Below are 23415 nucleotides of genomic sequence, written 5' to 3' on the forward strand. Positions count from 1 at the left end.
GTCGATGCCGCGGACCGTGCCCGTGACGGTCGCGGCGGAGCGCAGCGCGGCGTCCTGCCGGGTGGCGTACGGCTGGAAGCCCTCCGCTCTGCCGGGGAACGTGTAGGCGCCGGGCGGCAGCCCAGGCGCCGTGCCACGCCCGAGTCGACGAGGCGGTCGCGCTCGGCGTCGTCGAGGATCTCGCGCACCAGGGTGCCGGGCTGACCCCAGTCGTCGTCCTCGGCGTGGTCGACGTACGCGGCACGGGTGATGTCACCGTCGGCGTACCAGCTGGGCGGCGTGCCGCGCCCCGACGTGTCCAGTACGGGTCGGGACGGCCGGGAGCGGGGTCCTCCGGAGGGCTGCTCACCAGGCGCGCCCTGGAACACCGGTGGATTCGCCGATGGCAGCCCGTGGCGGCGGGCCGACACTGCGGGCACAGCCCCTTGGACACGCATACACGGAGGTACCTCGTGGGCATACTCGCTCGGTTATCCAGGCGGTCCGTCACCGTCACCGCACTGGGGGCGCTGCTGTGCGGCGCCCTGTCCGGCATCCCCCTGGCCGACCCGGCCGCGGCGTCCGCCCGCGCGGTCGCGGCCCCCACGGTCACCGTCCCACCCACAGGCAGTCACGGCTTCCCGTTCCTCGCGGCGGCGGAGGACCTCGGGTCCTTCGGCTACACCGAGCGGGAGTACTTCTTCTCGGGCACCGCCACCTCGTACGCCAAGTCCGGTCTGTGGACCTCGGACGGCCGATGGACCGTCCGCGCCACCGACACCGCGGCCTACAAGAGCCGCCTGCTGGTGCGCAGGCCCGCCGACCCGGCCGAGTTCAACGGCACGGTGGTCGTGGAATGGCTCAACGTCAGCGGCCAGATCGAACTCTCCCCCGACTACTGGTTCGAGCGGGAGGAGCTGCTGCGCCAGGGCTACGCCTGGGTCGGCGTCTCGGCACAAGCCGTCGGGGTCAACGGCGGACTGGGCGAGATCAAGGGCCTGAAGGGCTGGGACCCGGCACGGTACGGCAGCCTGGTCCACCCCGGGGACGCCTTCGCCTACGACATCTTCTCCCAGGCGGGCCAGGCCCTGCGCACCCCGGACGGGCCCGACCCGCTCGGCGGGCTCACGGTCCGCACGCTGCTCGCCGACGGCGAATCGCAATCGGCGGGCTTCATGACGACGTACGTCAACGCCGTCCAGCCGGTGTCCAAGGCCTACGACGGCTTCATGGTGCACAGCAACAGCGCGATCGCCTCACCGATCAGTGGTGTGCTCGCCGACACCCTGCTGATGCCGAACCCGTCCCGGGTCAGAACCGACCTGACGGTGCCGACGTTCGTCGTGCTCACCGAGACCGACGTGCCGGGCGCCGCCATCGCACGACAGCCGGACACCGGCAGCGTCGTGCACTGGGAACTGGCCGGCACCGCACACGGCGACCAGTGGGCGTACGACCTCGGCGAAGCGACCGTGCGGAAATCGGCGGGCTCGGCCGGCCCGTCGGCCGACTGCGCCGCCGGCTCGGCCCCCTTCAACGACGGGCCCGGCCACTGGTCGATGAACGCGGCGCTGCGCCACCTCGCCGCCTGGGCGCGTGGCGGCGCACGCCCGCCGAGCGCTCCACCGGTGAGCACCCTCCTGCGTGACCCCGCCACCGGCCTGGCCTCCGGAGGGGTCCGGCTGCCGGACGTCACGGTGCCCACCCGTACGCTCACCGGCTTGCGCGACACCACCGACAGCGGAGTCTTCTGCGGCCTGTACGGTGCGCGCGACCCCTGGAACGGCGATGCCGACGCCTGGGACCGGCACGACGACGGCGACCCCTCCGACCCGAACTTCCCTGCCACGGCTGAACCAGTGCTCAGCAGGCTCTACCCGACCCACGCCGACTACGTGGGCAAGGTACGCACCGCCGCGCAGGCGTCCGTCAACGCCGGCTACCTGCTGCCCGAGGACGCGACGGCGATCGTCGACGCCGCGCAGGATTCGGACATCGGCGGCTGACCCCGAACCCCATGCCTCACCCCTGGACGGGTGGATCATCCTCCGCTTAAGCTCATCCCACATTCCATAGAATCCAGAATCTGGGAAGGGTGCGGTCGATGAGGGCGCGGGCGGCCATCGTCCCCGGAGCCGGGGAAGCCATGGAGATCCGTGACTTCGAGGTGCCCGAGCCCGGTCCTGGCCAGTTCGTACTGAAGGTGGAACTCACCGGGATGTGCGGCACGGACACGCACATCCACCGCGGTCGCCTTCCCGGTGTCACCTTCCCCGCGCTGCTCGGACACGAGATCGTCGGCACACTCAGCGCCCTCGGGCCCGGTCTGCGCACGGACCACGCGGGACGGCCGGTCGCCGTGGGGGACCGGGTGGGTGTGCTGCCCGCGCTGAGCTGTGGGGTCTGCTTCGACTGTCAGGTCAGGCACCGGCCGGAGGCCTGCCGCGACCGGCGCCCGTCCTACGGATTCGCCTCGCCGGTGGGGGAGGTCCCCGATCTGAGCGGTGGGTTCAGCGAGTACCTGTTCGCCTCGAACGTGGGCAGCGTCTTTCATCGCACCGAACTCCCGCCCGAAATCGCCGTGTTGCAGGAACCGCTGTCGGTGGCGCTGCACGGCATCGACCGGGGCCGTGTCGGGATCGGCGCCACGGTGGTGGTTCAAGGGGTCGGAGCGATCGGCCTCATGGCCGTCGCCGCGGCCCGTGCGGCGGGCGCCGCACGCATCGTCGCGCTCGGCGCCCCCGGCACCCGCCTCGCTCTCGCCCGGGAGCTGGGCGCCGACGACGTCGTCGACATCACCGAACACACCGACACCGCACAGCTGCGCCGCGCCGTACTGACCGCACTCGGCCGACCGGAAGGCGCCGACTGCGTGCTCGGCACGGCCGGTTCGCCCCAGGCGTTCACCGAGGCCATCGGATACCTCGCGAACGGCGGCGTACTCGCCGAACTCGGAAACTTCACCGACAGGGGCACCATCCCCTTCAACCCCTTCTCCGACCTGCTGCGACGCGACCTCACGCTCACCGGCGTCTACGGCGCGGGCCCCGAGATGCGGCGCCGCTACCACGAGGCGCTGACACTCCTGGAGCGGCAGGACCGGCCGTACGAGCGGGTGGTCAGCCATCGCGTACCGCTGGAGCGGGTCGGCGAGGCGCTGGCCGCGCTCGACGGCAGCTACTCCCTCGACGGCCGCGACGTCGTCAAGGCCGCCGTCGCGCCCGCCACCTGAACACGCCCTTCCCGTTCCTCCCTCCCCCTCCGCTTCTCCCAACTGTCGTGAGGAGACCGCTTTTCATGCGCAGAATCCCTGTGCCGGTCACGGCTGTCGCGGCCGTGGCCCTGCTGGCCGCGGGCTGTGGCTCGCCGCCGCAGAAGGGCGGTGCCGGAAGCCTCGGCACCGCCCAACACCCGGTAGAGATACGGGTGTTGGCCAACGACGCCTTCGCCAAGCAGTGGCAGGACAAGCTCGTCCCGCGATTCCGCGAGGAGCACCCGGGCATCAAGGTCAGGGTCGATGGGCTGCCCTATGCCGATCAGCTCCCGAAGACGATGCTCGATCTGACCGGCGTCACCCCCACGTACGACATCGTGCTGGCCGACGACCCGTGGATCCCCCGGCTCGCGGAGAGCGGGGCACTGCTCGATCTGCGTAATGGCGCCGTCAGCAAATTCACCGACAAGGCGTACGACTGGGCCGACTTCACGCCGTCCGACCTGGCGGCCGGGCAGGCCGAGGGACATCAGTACGCCGTGCCCGTGCGCACCAACCTGATGCTGATGTTCTACAACCGGTCCCTCTACAAGAAGGCCGGGGTCGACGAGCCCGACGAGCGGACGACCTGGAAGCAGTACCTCAAGGACGCCCGCAAGCTCGACCAGGACACCAACGGCGACGGCAAGAAGGACTCCTGGACGATCGGCACGTACTTCACCAAGGACCCGCTGACGCCCACCATTTGGCAGTCGATCCTCAACGCCGACGGCGGTCACTTGATGGACGGCCGCCACCGCGTGACGTTCAACAACGCCAAGGGCGTGAAGGCGCTGCAAACGCACGTGGATCTGCTGGGGCACGCGCCGCCAGGGGCGAGTACGTATCAGTTCAACGAGCCCCTTGAAGCGTTCCGGCAGGGCCGGACGGCCACCATGTTCATGTGGGGCAGCGTCTACAAGGGCACCGCCCTCGACAAGACGTCCACCAAGCTCGCCCCGGGAGACGTCGGCATCACCACCATGCCCGCCGGTTCCGCCGGGCCCAGCACACACCGCGGCGTCTGGTCGGCGGCGATCACGAAGAAGTCCCGCCACCAGGCCGCCGCGTGGACGTTCCTCCAGTGGGTCACCTCGAAGAAGGGCGAGCGGTGGGCCGGCGCCAACCTGGGCTCGTTCCCCGCCCGCCGCTCCACACTCGCCGACCCGCCCGCCGACTGGCTCGGCCCCGTCTACGAGGCCATCAAGAAGGGCGACAAGGCCGTGCAGGCCGGGAAGATGTACCGCCCCCGGCTCCCGGAGTCCGACGCCGTCCAGCAGATCCTCGCGCTCCAGACCAGCCGGGCCATGTCCGGTGAGGTCAGTGCGAAGGGCGCCCTCGACCAGGCGGAGAAGGACATCCATACGCTCCTTGCGGCAAAGGGGTACGACCAGTGACCACCCCCACCATGAAGCCCGGCGGGCTCCTTCCGTTCCGCCGTGGCGCCCGCCTCGGCGAGCCCGGCACGGCGTGGCTGTTCCTGACCCCCGCGCTCGTGCTGCTCGGCGGCATGCTGCTCTACCCGATCGCGTACACGGTGTGGGTCAGCTTCTCCTCGTTCGACCTCGCGAAGTTCGAGCCCTCCGGATGGGTCGGCTGGAGCAACTACCGGCTCGTACTGCAGGATCCGGGCTTCGCGCAGTCCCTGAAGGTGACCGGCGTCTACCTGATCCTCGCGCTCCCACTCCAGATGGTGCTCGGATTCGCGATTGCCTTTCTGCTCAACGTGGACTGGAAGGGCCGCGGCGTGCTCAGGGCGCTGTTCCTCATCCCGATGGTGGTCGCCCCGGTCGTCGCGGGCGGGATCTGGCGGATGCTGCTCGACCCGATGTGGGGCATCGTCAACCACGTACTCGGGCTCGTCGGCATCGGGCCCGTGGAGTGGCTCGGCGACCCGACGCTCGCCATGGTCAGCCTCGTCGTCATCGACACCTGGCGCTGGACACCTTTCGTGGTGCTGATCGCCTCGGCCGGAATCATGGCGCTGCCCTCCGAGGTGTACGAGGCGGCCAAGATGGACGGCGCGTCCGCGCTGCGCACCCTGTGGCGGATCACGCTGCCGCTCCTCGTACCGGTCATGTCGGCGGCGTTCATCGTGCGCTGGCTCGGCGCGGTGAAGATGTTCGACATCGCGCTCGCCGCCACCAAGGGCGGCCCCGGACAGGCCACCGACGTGGTGAACCTCTACATCTACGACAAGGGCTTCCGCAGCCTGGAGTTCGGCAGCGCCTCCTCCATGGCCACCCTGGTGCTGCTGCTGACGCTGGCGGTCACGTACGTGCTCTTCCGGATGACCCGGCGGCTGGAGAACCGATGGTGAGCGAGACGGTACAGACGGCCTCCGGGCCCCGGAAGCGGACCGCGCCCACCCCCGCGCGGGACGGTGGCGGACGGCGGCAAGGACGTCCTGGCATCAGGTGGGGCCGGGTCCTGGCCATCGCGGGAGCCTGCCTGGTGACACTGGCCTTCCTCTTCCCGGTGCTGTGGATGGTCAGCATCTCGCTCAAGCTGCCGCGGGACATCTTCTCCAGCTCGCCCCGCCTGTTCAGCGAGCTGACCTCGACGAACTACACGAGCTACTTCCAGCAGGCCCGGATCCTGCCTCGCATGATCAACACGGTGATCGTGGCGGGCGGTTCGGCCATCGTGTCGATGGTCGTCGGCTCGATGGCCGGCTACGCGCTCTCGCGGCTGCGGATGCGCGGCGCGGGCGTGGTCGCCGGGCTGATCCTCGCCTCCCGCGCGGTGCCGCCTATCGCCCTCGTCGTCCCGATGTTCCTGGTCGCCCGCAAACTCCAGCTGACGGACCAGTACATCACCGTGATCCTCGCCTACATGACCTTCCTCATCCCGTACGTGGTGTGGCTGATGCAGGCCTTCTTCCGCGGTCTGCCACGGGAGTTGGAGGAGTCGGCGATGGTCGACGGGTGCACACGGTTCGGCGCGTTCTTCCGCATCATCGTGCCGTGCAGCCTCAGCGGGCTCGTCTCCACGCTGATCTACTGCATCATCCTGGCCTGGGAAGAGCTGCTGTTCGCGCTGGTCCTCACCAACGACCACGCGGTCACCATCCCGGTCGCCATCGCGGGCATGGCCGCCGACACCGAACGGGGCGGGCTTTGGGGCCCGCTCGCGGCCGTCGGAGTACTGACCGTGCTGCCGGTCGTCGTCTTCGCCCTCGCCGTACAGAAGTACCTCGTCAAGGGTCTCGCGGACGGAGCCACCAAGGGATGACCTCACGCATCCGGGACGTCCGCGCCAGGCTCGTCGAACTGCCCTACCCGCGCCCCTTCCGCCCCTCCTGGGCGCCGGAGGGCGGCCACCGCGTCATGTCCGCCGTGATCGTGGAGGTGGAGACCGAGGACGGTGTCGTCGGCGTCGCCGGCGGGGACATGGGGCACGGCACAGGGCCCATGCTCCTCGAAACGGTTCGTACGTGGCTGCGCCCCGCGCTCGTCGGCCTCGACGTCTTCGCCACCACCGGCATCGCCAACCGGCTCCGATACGTCGCCGAATACGTCTTCCCCCGGCCCTGGGTGGTGGGCGTCGCCGTCTGGGACGCGGTCGGCAGGACCTGCGGCCGGCCGCTGCACCAACTGTGGGGCGGCGAACCGGACCCGGTGCGCGCCTACGCCAGCTTCGGCGAGGTGCGCGGTGTCGAGGAACGGGTCGACGACGCACTCAGCGCGGTCGCGGCGGGGTTCACCGGCATCAAGCTGCGGGTGCACGCCGACACGATCGCCGAAGACGTGGCCCAGGTGACGGCCGTGCGGGAAGCGGTCGGTCCCGACGTGGCGCTGATGGTCGACGCCAACCAGGCGGCCGCGGCCTGGCGTTACCGGCCCGACGGCACCCGGATGATCTGGGACCTCGAACGGGCCCTCGCCACCGCCCGCGAGTTCGCCGACCTCGGCGTGGCCTGGCTGGAGGAGCCGCTGGGCCGTCACGACTACCGCGCCCAGCGGGAGTTGACGGCCGCCTCACCCGTCCCGATCGCGGGCTGCGAGCACAACCGCGGCATCGGGCAGCTCGTCCGCCTCCTGGAGGACGACTGCTTCGACATCTACCAGCCCGACGCCAACGAGAGCGAGGAGATCGGCGCGCTGCGGATGTTCGGGATGATGGCCGCGGCGCGGCAGCGGAAGGTGATCCCGCACGCCTGGGCGACCGGCCTCGGCGTGGCGGGCAACCTTCAGCTCTGCGCCTCGCTGCCGAACTGCGACTGGCTGGAGTATCCGTACGACCCCCCGGTGATCGTGCCGGAGGTCTTCCACGTGATGCTCACCCGCCCGTTGCTGCCCGACGCCTCCGGGAACGTAACCCTTCCCGAGGGCCCGGGGATCGGCGTCGAACTTGACCGTGCGGCCATCGAGCCGCTGACCGTACAGCAGGTGTGAGAGGCGCACATGACCCAGCCAGAACCCTTCAGGACGAAGGCGGACCTCGCCGCGGAGCACATCAAACAGCTGATCATGTCCGGGCGGGCCGAACCGGGCACGAAGCTCGTGGCACGCCCGGTCGCGGAGGCCGTCGGCATCAGCGAGACGCCTGTCAGGGAGGCCATCAAGCAGCTCGTCTCGGAGGGCTGGCTGGTCGAACGGCCGCACGTGGGCGCGGTGGTGGCCCAGGTGACGGTGGACAACGCGCGCGAGCTGTACGGGGTCAGGGCGGCGCTGTCGGCCCTTGCCCTGGAACTCGGCGGACCGCTGGAGGGGGACCGGCTGGAGCAGGTCGACGAGGTACTCGCCGACTCCGCCGAAGCGGTCGCAGCCGAGGACGTGGCCCGGTTCGCCACCCTCAACAGGCGCTTCCACTCACTGCTCTGCGACACCGAGCACACCCGGATGATCCACCGGATGCTGCTCGGCGTCTGGTCCCAGACCGCGACGGCGCAACGCGGTTTCCAGCTGGTGCCGTGGCGGCTTCCCGAGTCCCACGCCGAGCACCTCGCCATCCGGAACGCGCTCGTGGAGGGCGAGTTCCACAAGGCGGCGGAACTCGTGCGCACCCACGAACTGGCGGCCATGGACGCGCTGATCCGCGCGCTCGACGCCTCGTCGGCGAAGAACGAGTGAACCCGTGAATCCGTGAACCCGTGAACCCGTAATCCGTGAATCCAAGGAGAGCCACATGCACACCGGGCACCGCGTAGCGGAGCGCGAGATCACCCAGCGGACCGACCTGTGCCGACCGGACGGGCGGCTCAACCCGGCCGCCGTCGGCTGGAGCCGGGCTCCCCTGCACCGCACCAACATCAGGGGCTGGGGCCGCACGATGCGCTGGGAGTACTGGTGCGTCGTCACGCCGACCCATCTGTTCGCCATCACCGCGTCCAGCCTCGACTACCTGTCCAGCAAGGGCGCCTGGTGCCTGGACCGCCGCACCAACACCCCCGTCCGCTCGGTGGAGGTGACCAAGCCCGCCAGGGGCGTCAACTTCCCGGACCGCTGCGGCGAGGGCAGCGTCTGGCTGGGGCCCGGCGAGAACTCGGTCTCGATCGAGGAGGTCCCCGGGCACACCCGACTGCGGGTGGACGCGGGTGACCTCCGGGCCGATCTGCGGGTGGAGCGCGTCGAGGGCAGGGACAGCCTCGCGGTGGTGGTGCCCTGGTCGGACCGGCGGTTCCAGTACACGGTCAAGGACGTCGGCCGGCCCGTGGAAGGCACCCTCACCGTGCACGGGACGCGGATCCCGGTGTCGGCCGAGGAATCCGTGGCCACCCTGGACCACGGCCGCGGCCGCTGGCCGAGCAGCACCCTGTGGAACTGGGGCGCCGCGCACGGCAGTTGCGACGGCCGGGAGATCGGCCTCCAGATCGGCGGCAAGTGGACCGACGGCACGGGCAGCGTGGAGAACGGCCTGTTCATCGACGGCCGCCTGCACAAGATCAGCGAAGAACTGGTGTGGCGCTACGACAGCCGGGACTGGTACGCCCCGTGGCAGATCACCGGTGAGCGCGTCGACCTGGAGTTCAAGCCCGAGTACGTACGCTCGTCCGACACCTCCAGGCTGTGGATGCGCAGCCGGGAGGACCAGGCGTTCGGCCGGTACCAGGGCCGCGTCGTCGACGACGACGGCGAGACCGTGGAGGTGCGGGACCTCTTCGGCTGGGCCGAGGAGGTGTACCGGCGCTGGTGAGCCGGGGGTGGCACCCGAACTCACCTCCCTTTACGGCTCGTTGGCACCGCCATACGCTCCCGTGTCATGTCCATCATCCAACGGAGACCCTTGGCGCTGGCCGCCGCGGCCGCGCTCCTCGCCGCCTGCGCCCTGAGCGCCACGCCCACGCCCGCGTCCGCGTCCGCCGCGGATACGACGGCCGATGTGACGGCCGACGCGACCGTCGTGCCGGTCCAGCAGACCGGGCCCGCCGAGAAGCGGTTCAACATGGTGGTGCTCGGCGACGGTTACACGGCCGACGAGATGCCCGAGTTCCGTGCGGACGTCGAACGGCACATGAACGTGCTCTGGTCGATCGAGCCGTTCGCCTCGTACCGCTCATACATCAACGTCTGGGCCGTCGAGGCGCCTTCGGCGGAGTCGGGCGTCGACTGCGACCCGGGCCTCGACGCGCCCCGCCGCGACACCCGTCTCGACATGGGGTTCTGGGGCGGCTGCGACGCGGACAGCGTGCAGCGGCTGCTGACCGTGGACAGCTCGGCCGCCACCGCGCAGGCCGACCTGGTGGCGGGCACGACCACGGCCAACCGGCAGATCGTGGCGCTCGGCAACAGCGACACCTACGGCGGCGCGGGCGGCACGTACGCGACGGCGTCGGGTGGCAACGCCCTGTCCTCGCTGATCACTCCGCACGAGATCGGCCACTCGCTCGGGGGGCTCCAGGACGAGTACGACTACTACGGCCGCGGCGAGCCCGGCGGCGCCTACCAGGGTGGCGAACCCGCCTCCGCCCACCACACCACCCTCACCGCCGAGCAGCTGGCCGACCGCAAGAAGAAGTGGTGGCGCTGGCTCGGCGAGGAGAGCCTCTCGGGCGGCAGGATAGGGACGTACGAGGGCGGCATGTACAGCACCACAGGTGTCTGGCGGCCCAGCAGGCACTCGATGATGAAGACGCTCGGTTACGCCTTCGACCAGATCGGCCGCGAGGTCATGGTCAAGGCGATCTCGGGCAAGGTGAACCTGATCCAGGACCACACCCCCGACTCCGCCCCGGTGGGCGCGGACCGGGCCGTGTTCGTCGACACCATGCACCCGGTCGGCGGTGAACTCGACACCGTGTGGCGGCTGGACGGGAAGCCGGTCGCGCACAGCGTCCGCAGCCTGGACCTCAAGAAGCTCGGCATCGACCTCGGGCGCGGCAAGCACAAGCTGACCGCGACCGTCACCGACCCGACGCCGTTCGTACGCGATCCCGAGATCCGGGGTTCCGAGGCGTTGACGCGTACCGTCGAATGGACCGTGGACGGCACGCTCACCACCCAACCGGACGCCACCGAGGCCGAGTTCACCCACCACACCGCGACCGACACCCCGGTCGGCGCCCGGTCGGTGATCCACGCGGACACCACCCACCCGGCCACCGGAGTGCCACGCGTGCGCTGGGCCGTGGACGGCAAGGACATCGCGAACCCCGGCAACGACCGCGACCTGGACCTCGGCGCACTCGGCCGCACGCCCCACACCGTCACGGCCCGCACCGGTGACTCCGTCCTGACCTGGACGGTCGACGCGACACCTGCCACCACCTCGTACGAGCTGTCCGCACCGCTGCGGACCGTCAAGAGGCCCGGGCAGCCGACGCGTTACGTGTACGACGGACCGTTCACGATGAAGCTCACCGGGCGGGACGACCAGGAGGGCGCGGTCGTCAGCCAGTTCCGGGTGGACGGCGACGGCTGGTACACGTACTACGGCTGGCCGACGGACGCGGACGCGCCGTACCGGTTCACCCCGGAGGGGACCGTCATCGACGACCTCGTGTACGGAAAGCTCGGCGACGCCCGCGCGGTGCCGTGGGACGATCCGACGCCGCGCTACGGCACGCACACGATCGAGTACCGGTCGGTCGACGCGGCCGGGAACATCGCCCCGGCACGGAAGTTCGAGGTCACGTTGGTCGAGAAGCGGGACTGAGACGACCCGCACCCCCGAGCGCCGCCCGGACCGCCACGGGGTCCGGGCGGCACGGGTCAGTCGCGCCAGGTGTCGTTGAGGGTGACGGTGCCGGAGGAGGGGACGGTCGCCGTGCGGTTGGCTCCGCTCTCCCAGGTCACGTTGCCGCCCGCGTCCTTGCGGAGGTACTTGTACGCGAAGGTGGTTCCGGCGGGCAGCGACACGTTCAGCTTCCACACCGGGTAGGCGGCCGGGTCGAGCTTCAGGGCGTTCGCGGTGTTCCAGTTGCCCAGCTGGCTCTTGTCGCCGGTGACGTAGACGTTCTGGCCCCACGTGGTGGTGGCGTTCACGTTGAAGGACGCCCCGGTGGCGGGGGCCGGCTCGGTCGGGCCGCCGCCGCCCGCGCAGGTCCTGGCCCCGATGTGCAGCGCGACGGCCGTGTTGGCGCCGAGCGTGGCGGTGAACTGTCCCGCGGAGTTCACGGTGACACCCTTGCCGGACTGGACGTCGCAGTAGTCGCCGGCGGGCAGTGACGTCTGGAAGGTACGGGTCAGCGACGAGCCTTCGTGGTTGATGGCGACGTACGCCTTGGCGCCGCGGCCGAACGCGATCTGGTTGTTGCCGTTGTCCCACCAGTCGGTGACGGCCTGGCCGCGTGCGGTGTTGCGCCAGGCGACCATGCTCGCGATCTCGCGCCAGGCGTGCTGGCACTTCCAGCCGTCGGTGTAACAGGCGTTCACCTGGCCGTTGTTGGGGCCGCCCGCGTCCCTGTCGCTGAACTCGTATCCGGAGTGCACGTCCGGTGCGCCGTAGGGCCAGGCGAGCATGAAGACGTGGGCGAGAGTGTAGTTGGCGCCGTCCTTGTAGCTCAGTGTGGAGCCGTTGCGTTCGGTGTCGTGATTGTCGACGAAGGTCGCGGCCCTGCCGCTGGAGAGGTACCCCCATCCCTCGCCGAAGTTCTTCAAGTAGGCGAGCTTCTCACTGTTGAAGACGCGCTTGAGATCGCGGCCGTACTGGAACTCCTGGACGTCGCCCGTGTTCAGGTACTCGCCCGGCTGCACGGCCTCGCCGGCCGCCCCGATGACCTCCTGCTTCCAATAGGCGCCGGAGTCGCTCAGCCGGGACTTGATGTCGGCGAGGTCGCCCGCGGGCATGTGCTTGGCCGCGTCGATCCGGAAGCCGTCGACCCCCAGGGAGAGCAGGTCGTTCAGGTACGCCGCGATGCGCCCCCGCACATGGTCCTCGCCGGTGTCGAGGTCGGGCAGGCCGTCCAGTTCGCAGTGCTGGACGTTCCAGCGGTCCTGGTAGTTGTTGATCACGGAGCGGCAGTCGTCCATGTCCGCGCCGGAGTAGGTGCCGGGGTAGTCGTACTTGCTGTACCCGGTGCCGCCTGTGCCCGTGCCGGAGGAGTTGGCCATGTGGTTGATGACCGTGTCCGCGACCACCTTCACGCCCGCGGCGTGGCAGGTGTCCACCATGGACTTGAAGGCGGCCCGGTCACCGAACTTGGTGGCGATCTTGTAGCTGACGGGCTGATAGGCGGTCCACCACTGCGCGCCCTGCACGCGCTCCTGCGGCGGGGAGACCTGGACGTAGCCGTATCCGGCCGGGCCGAGGGTGTTCGTGCACTCCTTGGCGACCGAGGCGAAGTTCCACTCGAACATCACCGCGGTGACGTCCTTGTCGCCGGGTGGGGCGGCCTGCGCCGGGCCCGGCGACATGACGGAAGCGGCGGCTCCGGCTAAGGCGGCGAGCGTGGCGGTCACGGACTTTCTGGCCATGAATCATCCCTTTCGGAGGGCGAAATGGGGTGCGCGGCGAGCGGCCAGTAGGGCGGCATCGCTATCTGTAAGTCCTTGATGGAACTTGCTGCAAGATGTTGCGGGCTTGACCGTACGAGGACCCCACCCCACGGTCAATACTTGGGACAGGCAGAGGCGGCGAGGGTTTCCGCTCGGCGTCTGAGGTAGCGGGGTGTCAACGGCCGCAGGGGCCGGAGTGGTCGCAGTAGGGCTGGAGTCCACTGTCGCCGCAGCCGCACAGGACGACTCTGGTCTCCCGGCGCGGGCCGACCTCCGCGTCCGTTTCGGTTTCCGCGTCCGTCTCCGTCTCCGTTTCCGGGGCCGTCGCCGTGGTCGGGGCGAGCAGCAGGTCGCCTCGTACGTAGAGCTGTCCGGCCGGAGTGCGTGTGATGCGGGTGGGGCGGTCCGGGGTCTCCGCCTCGGCGTCGGCCAGTTCGTAGTGGAGTGCTCCCGACGGGCAGCGGCGCACCACCTCCGCCACCTGGTCGGCCGGGGCTCCGTCGGGGCGGATCCAGGGGCGCACGGTCGTGTCGAAGACCGAGGGAAGGCCGTTGACGCACTCGGCGGCGTGCAGACACCGTCGCGCCTCGAAGGTCACGGTGATGTCCGGGGACTTGTAGGCCTTCTTGTGGGGTTTGCCGTTCATGATGCCGGTCTCCCTGGCCGCGTCATGGGCCGATCGCGTCAGTCGCTGACCTTGCTCCGGGCCTGGTAGAGCAGGTCGGCGTACTCGGGGTGGCGGTTGATCCAGTCCGCGTAGAAGGGGCAGGTCGCCAGGACGCGCAGCCCCGCATCGCGTGCCTCGTCCAGAGACGTACGGACCAGTGAGGATCCGATCCCCTGCCCCTCGTGTCCGGGCTCCACCTCGGTGTGCACGAAGGCGATCAGCTCCGGTGTGCGGATGTACTCGGCGTGGCCCGCGACCGCGGACCTCTCGCCGGACCCGTCGTCGGCCCCCTCGTCGAGCAGCGCCTCGTAGCGCCGCTTCTCCGGTACGTCGACAATCTTGACCGCCACGTGTCCTCCTCGGGAGCCGGGCCGGGCGGGGCCGGCGGAATGCCGTGCGGGCCCTTCCAGGATGCGGCCCGGGAACGGACCGCGCATGGCGGGCTCCGCCGGGCCCCGCCGGTGGGGCGGCGGCCCCGGCTCGGCGGGCGCGGACCGCACCTCACCCGCCCGTCGCCCTGCGCAGCACCCGTCCCGGCCGCGCCCCCGTGACCTCGCCGTCGCGCAGCACGGGCTCGCCCGCCACCAGGGCCGTCGCGCACACCGGTCGCGTACTGCCAGGGGTCGGCGATGCTGTCGCCGATCCGGTCGCTGTAGTGGCCCGGCCCCAGCATGGCGAGGACGACGCCCTCGGGCAGGAAGGTGCGGCCCACGGCCGGGCGGAGGCCGGCGAGGATCCGCTCGCGGGACCCGCGGTCGTCGTCGCGTACGCCGCCATCGGCCTGCTGGTCATCCTGGTCATGCGGATGCTCGCCGAACTCTCCGTCGCCCGGCCCGACACCGGATCGTTCTCCAGCTACGCCGGGCGCGAACTCGGCCCCTGGGCCGGTCTCACCATCGGCTGGCTGTACGCCTATCAGTGGTGCACTCGCTGGCCGAACGCGGTGAGGTGCCCCGCGTCCTGACCCGCACCACCCGTCAGGGCGTGCCCGCCGCGGCCGTGATCGGCGCCTCCAGCATCGGGCTGCTCACCGTGGTCGCCAACTACTTCCTGCCGAGCGACGCCGTGCGCTGTCGCTGACCCTGGGCGTGACGGCCCTCGCCGTCGCCGCGGGCGTGATCCACCAGCGGCGGCGGGCGGCGAAGGGCTGAGAGCCGGTGCCGGGCAGGGCCTGCCCCGAACGACAGGTGACAGGTCCTAGATCCGCGAGTTGCGCAGCGACTGCCACACCGCGCCGGCCAGGGCCCGCGTCGACCGGGCCACCGACAGGTGCTCGTGCTGCCGGTAGAGCTCCCAGTTGTACTGGACCAGCGACATCTTGTTGGACGACAGCGACCCCGCCTGTCCTGCCCGGTACACCGCCAGCGGCTCGTCCAGGCCCCTGGCGTCGTGGCCGTCCCGCATGATCGACAGCCACAGGGCGTAGTCCTGCCGCTTGCGCATCGAGGGCATCAGCCGCGTGCCCAGCACGTTGCGGTCGTACATGGCGGTCAGGGCGCCGATGTGGTCCCGGACGAGCATCTGCCGGTAGTCCACGTGCGGCGTGGCGTGGATGACCCGCCCGTTCGGCACGAAGTCGGTGCTCTCGCCCGCGTGGTCGGCGTCCATCTTGAAGTACGAGGTGAACGTGAGCGGCGCGGTGCCCTCCGCGGCGAACGCGAGCTGGCGTTCCAGCTTCCGCGGCAGCCACATGTCGTCGCTGTCGAGGAAGGCGATGTAGTCACCCTTGGCCCGCTCCATGGAGAGGTTGCGGGCCCGGCCCGCTCCGCCGCGCTCGGGTGCCGCCTCCGGGCGGACGCGCTCGTCCTGCCGGGCGAACTCCTGGAGCAGGTCCATGGAGCCGTCCGACGACTGGTCGTCGGTGACCAGGAGCTCCACATCGCCGTGGGTCTGTGTGAGCACCGACCGCACCGCGGCACCGAGCGTGTCCGCCGAGTTGTAGACGGGCATCACGACGGAAACCAGGGGCACTGCAATTCTCCTTTGACGGGTCTGGGACGACGGCCCATTCAAACACCCGTTGTCCGGTGCTCGAGCAAGTTGGCCCGCGCCCAGTCCTCGAAGCGTGTCAGCGGGATGTCCAGGGCGCGGGCGTACTCGGGGCGGCCCGGCTGGCTCGCGGCGTTCATCCAGGTGCCCGAGGCGCCCATGGCCGGCATGCCGGCGGCGAGGGCCTGCTCCAGGGTCAGGTCCGGAGCGGTGATGGGCCGGTCGAGGACGCGGCCGAGTGTCTCGGCGATCTCCGCCATCGAGCGGTACTCGCTGGCCAGTTCAAGCTCCACCTCGTGGAAGCGGTCCGGGTCCGTGAGAGCCGCGGCGGCCGCGGCGCCGATGTCGGTGACCGCGGTGAGGGAGAGCCGGGTGTCGGGCTTGATGAGTGTGATCAGGCCGCCCTCGATGCCGCGCGGGAAGAGGTAGGCCATGGAGGGCAGCAGGTTCTCCATGAAGAAGCCCGGCTTGATGAGGGTCCAGCGCCGAAAGCCGGCCTCGCGGACCAGGTCCTGGATGGCGGCCTTGGTGTCGAGGGCGGGAGCCATGAAGTCCCAGCGCCCCTCGGCCCAGCCGGGCACCTCGGTGTGCCGGCCCGCGCCGGCCACGGAGGTGTGCACGAACTGGTCCACCCCGGCGGCCCGGGCGCCCTCGACGAGGTTGGTGGCCTGGGTCAGCTCGTTGTCGAAGTCGGCGCCCTCGGCGGTGAACCGGGGCATCTGGACGGAGAAGACGGCCCGTGCCCCTTCGGCCGCGCGCCGCACGGATTCACGGTCAAGGAGGTCTCCGGCGACGAGCTCGGCGCCGAGCGCGGCGACGGCGCGGGCCCGGTCGGTGTCCGGGTCCCTGACCAGGGCGCGTACGGGGGTGCCCGCGGCCAGCAGCGCACGGGCGGTGGCGCCGCCCTGGCGCCCGGTGGCACCGGTGACGAGTACGGGGGTCGGGGTTGGGGTTGGGGTGGTGGACGGCATGGGCATGTGAGGGGTCCTTTGGTGTGCGAGCGCTCGGGCGTACGGAGTCCTGAGGTGTACGGAGTCCTGAGGTGTACGGAGTGCTCGGGCGTGCGGGCGGTCGGACGCAGGCGTCGGCCACGAAAATGGCGGGGTCCGCCACTTCCGTTCGGCTACGATATGGCGGGCCCCGCCACTTAAGCAATCCTGGAGCTGAACACATGGTTGAGCGGCAGCGCGCCGACGCCCGGCGCAACTACGAGCGGATCCTCGCCGTGGCCGAGCGGGAGGTCGCCGCGCGGGGCGCCGAGGCCTCCCTGGAGCAGATCGCGCGCGTGGCCGGGGTCGGCTCCGCGACCGTGCGCAGGCACTTCCCGACGCGGCGGGCGTTGCTGGAGGCGGTCTCGCGGCAGCGGATCGAGACGCTGTGCGCGCGGGCGCGGGAGCTCGACTCGGGGGAGGCCGGTGGCCGGGAGGCGCTGCTGGAGTGGCTGGGCGACGTCGTCGCCTACTGCGTCACCGCTCGCGGGCTCGCCGAGGCCCTGTCGTACGACGAGGGGCAGGATCCCGTACGGGGGAACTCCTGCGCGGCGCCGCTCATCGAGGCGGGGGAGCCGCTGCTGCGGAGCGCCGCGCGGGAGGGCGCGGTGGCGCCACACATCACCGTCGAGGACCTGATCACCCTCGCCGTCGGCCTCGCCCTCGCCACCGAGCACCACCCCGAGCCCACCGCCCGCGCCGAGGCGCTGCTCGGCTTGGCGGTGGCGGGGATCAGTCCGCAGCGGGGCTGACGTCGGGCACTCCCCGCCGAATGTCCGAGAAATGGGCAGCCGAGGTCCGGGGTCTGGTGAGGAGGCCCATGGTGAGCAGGCCGGCGGGGCCGCCCGCGACGCCCGGTCAACTGACGGGAACCGTAAGGGACATGACGGAGCGTGGGGTGGACGGCGTCCTGTCCGGGAACTTCCCGCTGCCCGCCGCGCTGCGCCTGGCCCAACCGCCCAACCGCCCAACCGCCCAACCGCCCAACCGCCCAGCCGTTCCCGGAACTGACCGGCATACCGGGAATGCCGCGCCGCGGCCGACTGCTGTTGAGATGGCTACGAATGACCACGAACGACCACGACCGACTCTTGCGAGGTACACCCCCACATGAGCCAGCCAACACACGTCGAGAGCCTGGACGCGCCTGGTGACGACGGCAGAACCGACCCGCCCGCGGTCGGGACTTCGGCGCGCGCGGGCGTTCTCATAGCCGTCCTTGTCGCCTCCGCGTTCGTGATGATCCTCAACGAGACGATCCTGAGCGTCGCCCTGCGCGACCTCACCGTCGACCTGGGAGTCTCCACGACCACGGTGCAGTGGCTGACCAGCGGCTTCCTGCTGACGATGGCCGTGGTCATCCCGATCACCGGCTTCCTCCTCGAACGCTTCTCCGCGCGCCAGATCTTCCTGGCCTCGCTGACGGCGTTCAGCACCGGCACCCTGATCAGCGCCCTCGCGCCCGGCTTCGGCGTGCTGCTCACCGGTCGTGTCGTGCAGGCCTTCGGCACCGCCGTGATGATCCCGATGCTCATGACGACGGTGATGCGCCTGATCCCCGCGGAGCGCCGCGGGTCGATGATGGGCACCATCACGATCGTCATCGCGGTCGCCCCTGCCATCGGCCCGACGGTCGGCGGCGCGGTACTGGCGTCGCTGGGCTGGCGCTGGATGTTCTGGATCGTCCTGCCGCTGGCGGTGGCCGCTCTGGTGATCGGCGCGATATTGCTGCGCCTGGACAGCGAGACGCGAAAGGTGCCGCTGGACGTGCTGTCGGTGGTGCTCTCCGCCATCGGCTTCGGCGGCGTCCTCTACGGCCTCGCCTCCATCGGCGAGTCCGGTGGCGGGGAGCACACCATCGAGCCGTGGATGCCGATCGTCGCCGGTCTGCTGTCCCTCACCGCGTTCGTCCTGCGCCAACTGCGCCTGCAGCGCCAGGACCGCGCCCTGCTGGACCTGCGCCCACTGGCCAACCCCACCTTCTCCGTGGCCCTGTTGCTGTCCGCGCTGCTGTTCATGTGCATGCTGGGCGCGGCCGCGATCCTGCTGCCGCTCTACCTCCAGACGGTCATGGGGACGACGACGTTCGTCAGCGGCCTCGCCGTCCTCCCCGGCGGCCTGCTCCTCGGTCTCCTCGGCCGCCCCGTGGGCCGCCTCTACGACCGTGCCGGCGCCCGCCCCCTGGTAATCCCCGGCGCGGCCGCGCTCGCCGCCTCGCTGTGGCTGTTCTCGCTGCTCGGCCCGGACTCCTCGCTGACGGCGGTCATCGCCATCCACCTGCTGCTCATGGGCGGGCTCGGCCTGATGATGACCCCGCTGATGACGGCGTCCCTGAACGCGCTGCCGGACCACCTGCACTCCCACGGCAGTGCGATCCTCGCGACGTTGCAGCAGGTCGCGGGCGCCTTCGGCACGGCGGTCTTCGTCACCGTGGCGTCCGTGGCGTCCGACGCCGCGTCCGGCGCGCCCGACGCGAGCGGCCTGAGCGCGGCGTTCGTCCTCGCGGGCGTCATCGGTCTCGTGGCGTTCGCGGCATCGCTGTTCTTCGGCCGCGGCGCGCGCTCCGTAGGAGCCGGCGGCAAGTGAGGCGGCTGACCGCTCCCGGATCCGGGTACGCGTAAGGGGTCAGGGCGAGTCGAGGAGCAGAGGGTGTCCGAGCCGGTGTCTGAGACGGTGTTCCGAGGCCAGGACCTGCCACCGGCGCAGCGGTGGGAGGCGTGGCGTCAGATGGCCATCGCCAGTCATGAGACCAGCGAGATCACCACCGAGCACACGGCCGACTTCGACGCGACGCTGCGCGTACTGGGCCTGGGAGCGGTGCACGTGTCCACGCTCACCTGTCCGTCACTGGGCTCGAATCGCACATCGAGACTGATCCGGCAGTCGGACCCCGAGCTCTACCACCTCACATTCGCCCGACGGGGATCCATCGCCATGGACCACGCCGACCGGCAGGTGGTGCAAGGCGAAGGGGTCCTGACGCTGTCCACCACCTCACGGCCCTACCGGGCCCAAGTCGCCCCGGGCCGGGACGGTGTGGCGAACCGGTTCACGCTGGTGCAGGCCCTCCTGCCCCGGGCCCTGCTCCCGGTCCCCGCCGACGCCGCCGACCGTCTACTGGGGGTGCCGCTGCCCGCCCACGACGGCCCCGGTGCGCTGTTCGCCCAGTGCGTCGACCGCCTCGCTGCGGACACCACCAGCTACGCGCCCGCGCAGGCCGCGCGGCTGGGTGGCGTGATTCTCGGCCTGGCCGCCTCGCTGCTCGGTCACCACCTCGACACCGACCACGTGCCGTCGGCCGACTCCCGGACCCGCCGGGACACCCTGACGGTCCGCGTCCACGCGTTCATCGAGCAGCACCTGGGTGACCCCGGGCTCGGCCCGGATCTGATCGCCGCGGCCCATCACATCTCGGTGCGCTCACTGCACCGCCTCTTCCAGGGGCAGGGGACCACCGTCGGCGCGGTCGTCCGCCGCCACCGGCTCGAACGCGCCCGGCAGGACCTGGCCGACCCGGCGCTGAACACCCGGCCCGTCCACGCGATCGCCGCCCGCTGCGGCTTCCCGCGCCCTGCCGACTTCACCCGGTCCTTCCGCACCGCCTACGGCCTGCCCCCGCGTGACTACCGCCGCCTCGCCCAAGGCCACGGACCTGGCACGCCACGCTAAGCACCTGGCACGCGGTGCGAACACCGCCTCCGTGAGCAGTGGTCTACTCAGGAGTCGCCCACGCCACGACCAAGGGCGCGGGCGATGACCACGACGAGAAATCGGGGAGTCCAGATGAAGTCCGTCCTGCGCAAGGAGCGCATCGGAGCGGCCGCGGTGGCCGGTGTCGCGCTGTTCGGCGTCGTGACCGCGACCGCGACACCGGCCCCTGCGGCGAGCGCCTCAGGCGTCAAAACGGTGCGGCAGGAACGCAAGGGATCGTGCCACGCCTACATGTGGGCCAAGAGCACCGGGGCGCACCGGTACTACACCAAGCTCAACATGCTCAACCCCGGCCCGACGACCGGGTGTTACGCCTGGATGGAGCGGAAGCACAACGGCAAGGTCAAGCGGGTGACCAAGATCTACAAGGTTCGGAAGCACAAAGGCGAGGAGAGCGGCTGGCACTGGGACGGCTCCGGCTACCGGGCACGGGTGTGCATGGGAGTCCACTGGGCCCCCGGCCCCATCTCCGGAGTCAGCTGCTCCAAGTTCTGGTGACCGTGTGGGGCGGAGGCCGTTGGGCGGCATCGCGCGGGCGGCTCGTGCGTGGTGTGCTCAGCGGACCTTTTTGATGGGGATCACGACCAGCGCGCCCACCACGCAGATCGCCGCGGCGACATGCAGCATCGTGGCGTAGCTGTCGCCGCCGACCGTGGCGACGAGGAAGCCGGCGAGGCCGGGGGCGAGGGCCTGTGGTGCGGCGTTGGCGACGTTGAAGACGCCGAGGTCTTTCGCGGCGTTGTCGGGGTCGGGCAGGACGTCCATGACGAGCGCGATGTCGACGCCGATGTACATGCCGTAGCCGAGGCCGAGCACCAACTCGGCCCAGTAGAAGGCGCCGACGGAGTCCACGTGCACCAGCATGTACGTGCCGATGCCGAAGAGCAGGGTGGCCGTGCCCACGAACACCTTGCGGCGGCCCGTCTTGTCGGAGAGCCAGCCCGCGGTCTGCGAGGTGACCATCACGGCGACGGTGTAGACGAGGATGCCGGTGGCCATCGCGCCGGTGGCCTCGCTCACGGACAGGTCGAGCTGGTGCTCCAGGTACATGAGCCGGAACGTCGTGAACATGAACGACGCCAGCAGGATCATGAACCTGGACACGAACGCCCAGGCGAAGTCCGGGTGTTGGCGCGGACTCACCCAGAACGTCTTGACCGCGGTGCGCCAGCCGCCGTCGCGCGGCGGGCGCGTCCGCAGCGGGACGTCCGGCAGCATCACGGCGTACAGGACCATCGCGGCGAGGCCCACGAGGCCCGGCACCATGAACAGCACCAGCATGTCGGTGGCGAGGAGCTTGCCCACGTACGCGGCTCCCAGCACGCCGAGGTTCTGCATCAGGCCGACGAGACCGGAGACCTTGCCGCGCTGCCAGGTCGGCACCTGGTCGGCGACCGAGGCCAGATAGGCGGCGAGCGCGGCGTTGGCGCACACCTGGCCGATCAGCCAGGCCACGGCGACGGTGGCTACGTTGGGGGCGAGGGCGATCCCCAGGAGGCAGAGGGTGAGCCCGGTCGACCCGGCCACCAGCCAGGGGCGGCGGCGCCCGAAGCGGCCGGTGGTCATGTCGCTGATCCGGCCGAAGATCGGATTGGCGAGGAAGGCGCCCGCCGCGCCGAGCGAGGAGACGGTGGCCAGCGCGGTGACCGCGTCACCGTCCGCGGTGAGGGTCTGCAACTTGAGCGTGAGGCTGACGTAGACCGGGGTGAGGAGCGCGAAGTACAGGCCGGCCTGCGCGGTCGCGAGAAAGGCGAGAAGCCGGGGCGGGGCCTTGCGCGTGGGCGGCGGGACGGTGGACGCCGGTTCGGTTCTTGGTGTGTCCGTGTTGGTGCCGTGCGGGGTGGATCCCATGGTTCGCCTCCTTGCGAGCCAGGGCGGATGGGGGGGGGTGTCGGACCGGGACGCCAGGAACTGACATGTGGGGGCGGGCGCCCGGTCCGACGAGTGTCGTGCGGGAGGGGGTGGTCCGGTGGGTGCGCGGGTCCCCCTACGCAGGGTGGGTCCCCTGCGTCGACTGGAGCGGCGGGGTTCGGGACGGAACTCCGTGGCGCGGGAAGGGCCCCAGCGCGTCCGGCCGTCAGGCCGTCACGCCGTGGTGCGGCCCATCGCGGTGAGCGCGCTCCGGTTGCGGGCCAGGAGGTCGAAGCGGTCGAGCTCGGTGGTGTCGATCTCGGCGATGTGCCAGGCGAGGGCGGCGCCGCCGGCCTCGATGGCGGCGGAGACGTCGACGTCGCCGGTGCCGATCGGGGTCTGCGGCTCCTGGCGCACGGCCTTGCCGTCCTTGAGGTGCGCCGCCACCACGCGGCCGTCGAGCGCGCGCAGTACGGCGGCCGGGTCCTGGTCCGCGACGGTGGCCCAGTAGACGTCGAGTTCGGCGATGGCCCGGGAGCCGACGAGCTGCCAGAACACGTCGTAGCCGAGGCGGCCGTCGGGCAGCTTCGTCCACTCCATGTCGTGGTTGTGGTAGCCGAGGCGGATGCCGTGGCCGGCCAGTTCGGTGGCGGCCTCGTCGACGCGTGCGGCGAAGCGGGTCAGCGTGTCCAGGTCACCGAAGATGTCCCGGCCGAAGTGGTCTCCGCCGTCGAAGCCCTCGACGAGCCCGGGGATCGGGATGAAGACGGTGTCGGTGCCGAGGATGCGGCACTCCTCCGCGAGCGTGGCGAGCCCCTCCGCGGCGATCGAGGCGTGCAGGGAGCAGACGGAGAGGCCCGCCGCGTCCAGGTCGGCGCGGAGCGCACGCGCCTTGGCGAGGCGGTCGTCGGCGGGGGTGCGCCAGTCGCCGAAGCCGAAGGGCTCGACGTTCCGGTAGCCGAGCTCCGCGAGGCGGGCGAGGGTGCCCGCGCGGTCCTGCTCGAGTTCCTCGCGAAGGCTGTACAGCTGGACGGCGAGCGTGCCGGTGGGGGTGTCCGTGGGCGTGTCTGTAGGGGTGTCCGTGGCGGTCATGGTGGG

At 70.9% G+C, this 23415-nt stretch carries 22 protein-coding genes and 1 pseudogene; 15 read left to right on the forward strand and 8 right to left on the reverse strand.

From position 1 onward, the window contains the following. Positions 1 to 122 precede the first annotated feature (122 nt). Positions 123 to 341, reverse strand: a pseudogene (locus RBJ65_RS28420) (catalase); the annotation flags it as partial. A gap of 111 nt (positions 342 to 452) precedes the next feature. Here RBJ65_RS28420 and RBJ65_RS28425 point away from each other — a divergent pair. The 9 genes from RBJ65_RS28425 (at position 453) to RBJ65_RS28465 (ending at position 11329) form a co-directional block, all read left to right on the forward strand. Then, positions 453 to 1985 (forward strand): alpha/beta hydrolase domain-containing protein, encoded by a 1533-nt coding sequence (locus RBJ65_RS28425; protein ID WP_306317109.1) that lies wholly within the window; start codon positions 453 to 455, stop codon positions 1983 to 1985. Positions 1986 to 2083: 98 nt separating this feature from the next. Continuing rightward, positions 2084 to 3211 (forward strand): zinc-binding dehydrogenase, encoded by a 1128-nt coding sequence (locus RBJ65_RS28430; RefSeq protein WP_306317108.1) that lies wholly within the window; start codon positions 2084 to 2086, stop codon positions 3209 to 3211. 65 nt (positions 3212 to 3276) lie between these two features. Beyond that, on the forward strand, positions 3277 to 4629 hold the full coding sequence (locus tag RBJ65_RS28435; RefSeq protein WP_306317107.1) for a sugar ABC transporter substrate-binding protein: 1353 nt from the start codon (positions 3277 to 3279) through the stop codon (positions 4627 to 4629). Then, the gene (locus tag RBJ65_RS28440; RefSeq protein ID WP_306317106.1) at positions 4626 to 5552 is read left to right on the forward strand and encodes a carbohydrate ABC transporter permease; all 927 of its coding nucleotides are present in this window, start codon (positions 4626 to 4628) and stop codon (positions 5550 to 5552) included. The genes RBJ65_RS28435 and RBJ65_RS28440 overlap by 4 nt, the downstream gene beginning before the upstream one ends. Next, entirely contained in the window at positions 5546 to 6466 is a 921-nt protein-coding gene (locus RBJ65_RS28445) for a carbohydrate ABC transporter permease (RefSeq protein ID WP_306317105.1), read from the forward strand. Before RBJ65_RS28440 ends, RBJ65_RS28445 begins: the two co-directional genes overlap by 7 nt. Further along, positions 6463 to 7629: a mandelate racemase/muconate lactonizing enzyme family protein gene (locus RBJ65_RS28450; RefSeq protein WP_306317104.1), complete on the forward strand. Its 1167-nt coding sequence runs from the start codon at positions 6463 to 6465 to the stop codon at positions 7627 to 7629. Before RBJ65_RS28445 ends, RBJ65_RS28450 begins: the two co-directional genes overlap by 4 nt. Before the next feature lie 9 nt (positions 7630 to 7638). After that, positions 7639 to 8307 (forward strand): GntR family transcriptional regulator, encoded by a 669-nt coding sequence (locus RBJ65_RS28455; RefSeq protein ID WP_306317103.1) that lies wholly within the window; start codon positions 7639 to 7641, stop codon positions 8305 to 8307. A 55-nt stretch (positions 8308 to 8362) separates the two neighbouring features. Continuing rightward, complete coding sequence (locus tag RBJ65_RS28460) at positions 8363 to 9370, forward strand: DUF2804 domain-containing protein (protein ID WP_306317102.1); 1008 nt, start codon at positions 8363 to 8365, stop codon at positions 9368 to 9370. Between the two features lie 66 nt (positions 9371 to 9436). After that, positions 9437 to 11329, forward strand: a complete 1893-nt coding sequence (locus RBJ65_RS28465) for a M64 family metallopeptidase (protein ID WP_306317101.1) — start codon at positions 9437 to 9439, stop codon at positions 11327 to 11329. A 56-nt stretch (positions 11330 to 11385) separates the two neighbouring features. Here the strand turns inward: RBJ65_RS28465 and RBJ65_RS28470 are convergent, their stop codons facing one another. The 3 genes from RBJ65_RS28470 to RBJ65_RS28480 form a co-directional block, all read right to left on the reverse strand. Further along, positions 11386 to 13089: a carbohydrate-binding module family 20 domain-containing protein gene (locus RBJ65_RS28470; RefSeq protein ID WP_306317100.1), complete on the reverse strand. Its 1704-nt coding sequence runs from the start codon at positions 13087 to 13089 to the stop codon at positions 11386 to 11388. Between the two features lie 196 nt (positions 13090 to 13285). After that, positions 13286 to 13756: a (4Fe-4S)-binding protein gene (locus tag RBJ65_RS28475; protein ID WP_306317099.1), complete on the reverse strand. Its 471-nt coding sequence runs from the start codon at positions 13754 to 13756 to the stop codon at positions 13286 to 13288. A 38-nt stretch (positions 13757 to 13794) separates the two neighbouring features. Then, positions 13795 to 14127 carry a GNAT family N-acetyltransferase gene (locus tag RBJ65_RS28480; protein WP_306317098.1) on the reverse strand — a complete coding sequence of 111 codons (333 nt, stop codon included), beginning with the start codon at positions 14125 to 14127 and terminating at the stop codon, positions 13795 to 13797. A gap of 305 nt (positions 14128 to 14432) precedes the next feature. Between RBJ65_RS28480 and RBJ65_RS42190 the strand changes: the two genes are divergently transcribed. Together RBJ65_RS42190 and RBJ65_RS28490 are read left to right on the forward strand one after the other, a co-directional pair. Next, the gene (locus RBJ65_RS42190) at positions 14433 to 14741 is read left to right on the forward strand and encodes a hypothetical protein (protein WP_372341191.1); all 309 of its coding nucleotides are present in this window, start codon (positions 14433 to 14435) and stop codon (positions 14739 to 14741) included. Beyond that, positions 14726 to 14857 carry a hypothetical protein gene (locus RBJ65_RS28490; protein WP_306317097.1) on the forward strand — a complete coding sequence of 44 codons (132 nt, stop codon included), beginning with the start codon at positions 14726 to 14728 and terminating at the stop codon, positions 14855 to 14857. The genes RBJ65_RS42190 and RBJ65_RS28490 overlap by 16 nt, the downstream gene beginning before the upstream one ends. Before the next feature lie 117 nt (positions 14858 to 14974). On the opposite strand, the gene RBJ65_RS28495 is transcribed toward RBJ65_RS28490, so the two are convergent. Next, positions 14975 to 15748, reverse strand: coding sequence for a glycosyltransferase family 2 protein (locus RBJ65_RS28495; protein ID WP_306317096.1), 774 nt, complete (start codon positions 15746 to 15748; stop codon positions 14975 to 14977). Between the two features lie 38 nt (positions 15749 to 15786). Continuing rightward, complete coding sequence (locus RBJ65_RS28500; RefSeq protein WP_372341190.1) at positions 15787 to 16743, reverse strand: NmrA/HSCARG family protein; 957 nt, start codon at positions 16741 to 16743, stop codon at positions 15787 to 15789. Between the two features lie 194 nt (positions 16744 to 16937). On the opposite strand from RBJ65_RS28500, the gene RBJ65_RS28505 reads away from it, so the two are divergent. From RBJ65_RS28505 to RBJ65_RS28520, 4 genes are all read left to right on the forward strand, one after another. Further along, positions 16938 to 17507, forward strand: a complete 570-nt coding sequence (locus tag RBJ65_RS28505) for a TetR/AcrR family transcriptional regulator (RefSeq protein WP_306317095.1) — start codon at positions 16938 to 16940, stop codon at positions 17505 to 17507. A 358-nt stretch (positions 17508 to 17865) separates the two neighbouring features. Further along, a complete protein-coding gene (locus tag RBJ65_RS28510) occupies positions 17866 to 19341 on the forward strand; it encodes a DHA2 family efflux MFS transporter permease subunit (protein WP_306317094.1) in 1476 nt (491 codons plus the stop codon). A 75-nt stretch (positions 19342 to 19416) separates the two neighbouring features. After that, positions 19417 to 20424 (forward strand): helix-turn-helix domain-containing protein, encoded by a 1008-nt coding sequence (locus tag RBJ65_RS28515; RefSeq protein WP_306317093.1) that lies wholly within the window; start codon positions 19417 to 19419, stop codon positions 20422 to 20424. Positions 20425 to 20508: 84 nt separating this feature from the next. Beyond that, positions 20509 to 20964: a hypothetical protein gene (locus RBJ65_RS28520; RefSeq protein WP_306317092.1), complete on the forward strand. Its 456-nt coding sequence runs from the start codon at positions 20509 to 20511 to the stop codon at positions 20962 to 20964. A 57-nt stretch (positions 20965 to 21021) separates the two neighbouring features. Here the strand turns inward: RBJ65_RS28520 and RBJ65_RS28525 are convergent, their stop codons facing one another. Then, positions 21022 to 22317 (reverse strand): MFS transporter, encoded by a 1296-nt coding sequence (locus RBJ65_RS28525; protein ID WP_306317091.1) that lies wholly within the window; start codon positions 22315 to 22317, stop codon positions 21022 to 21024. Positions 22318 to 22551: 234 nt separating this feature from the next. Beyond that, on the reverse strand, positions 22552 to 23409 hold the full coding sequence (locus RBJ65_RS28530; protein ID WP_306317090.1) for a sugar phosphate isomerase/epimerase: 858 nt from the start codon (positions 23407 to 23409) through the stop codon (positions 22552 to 22554). Positions 23410 to 23415 lie beyond the last annotated feature (6 nt).

Origin of the sequence: Streptomyces sp. KL109B (genome assembly GCF_030766935.1) — a bacterium.
Taxonomy (GTDB): domain Bacteria; phylum Actinomycetota; class Actinomycetes; order Streptomycetales; family Streptomycetaceae; genus Streptomyces.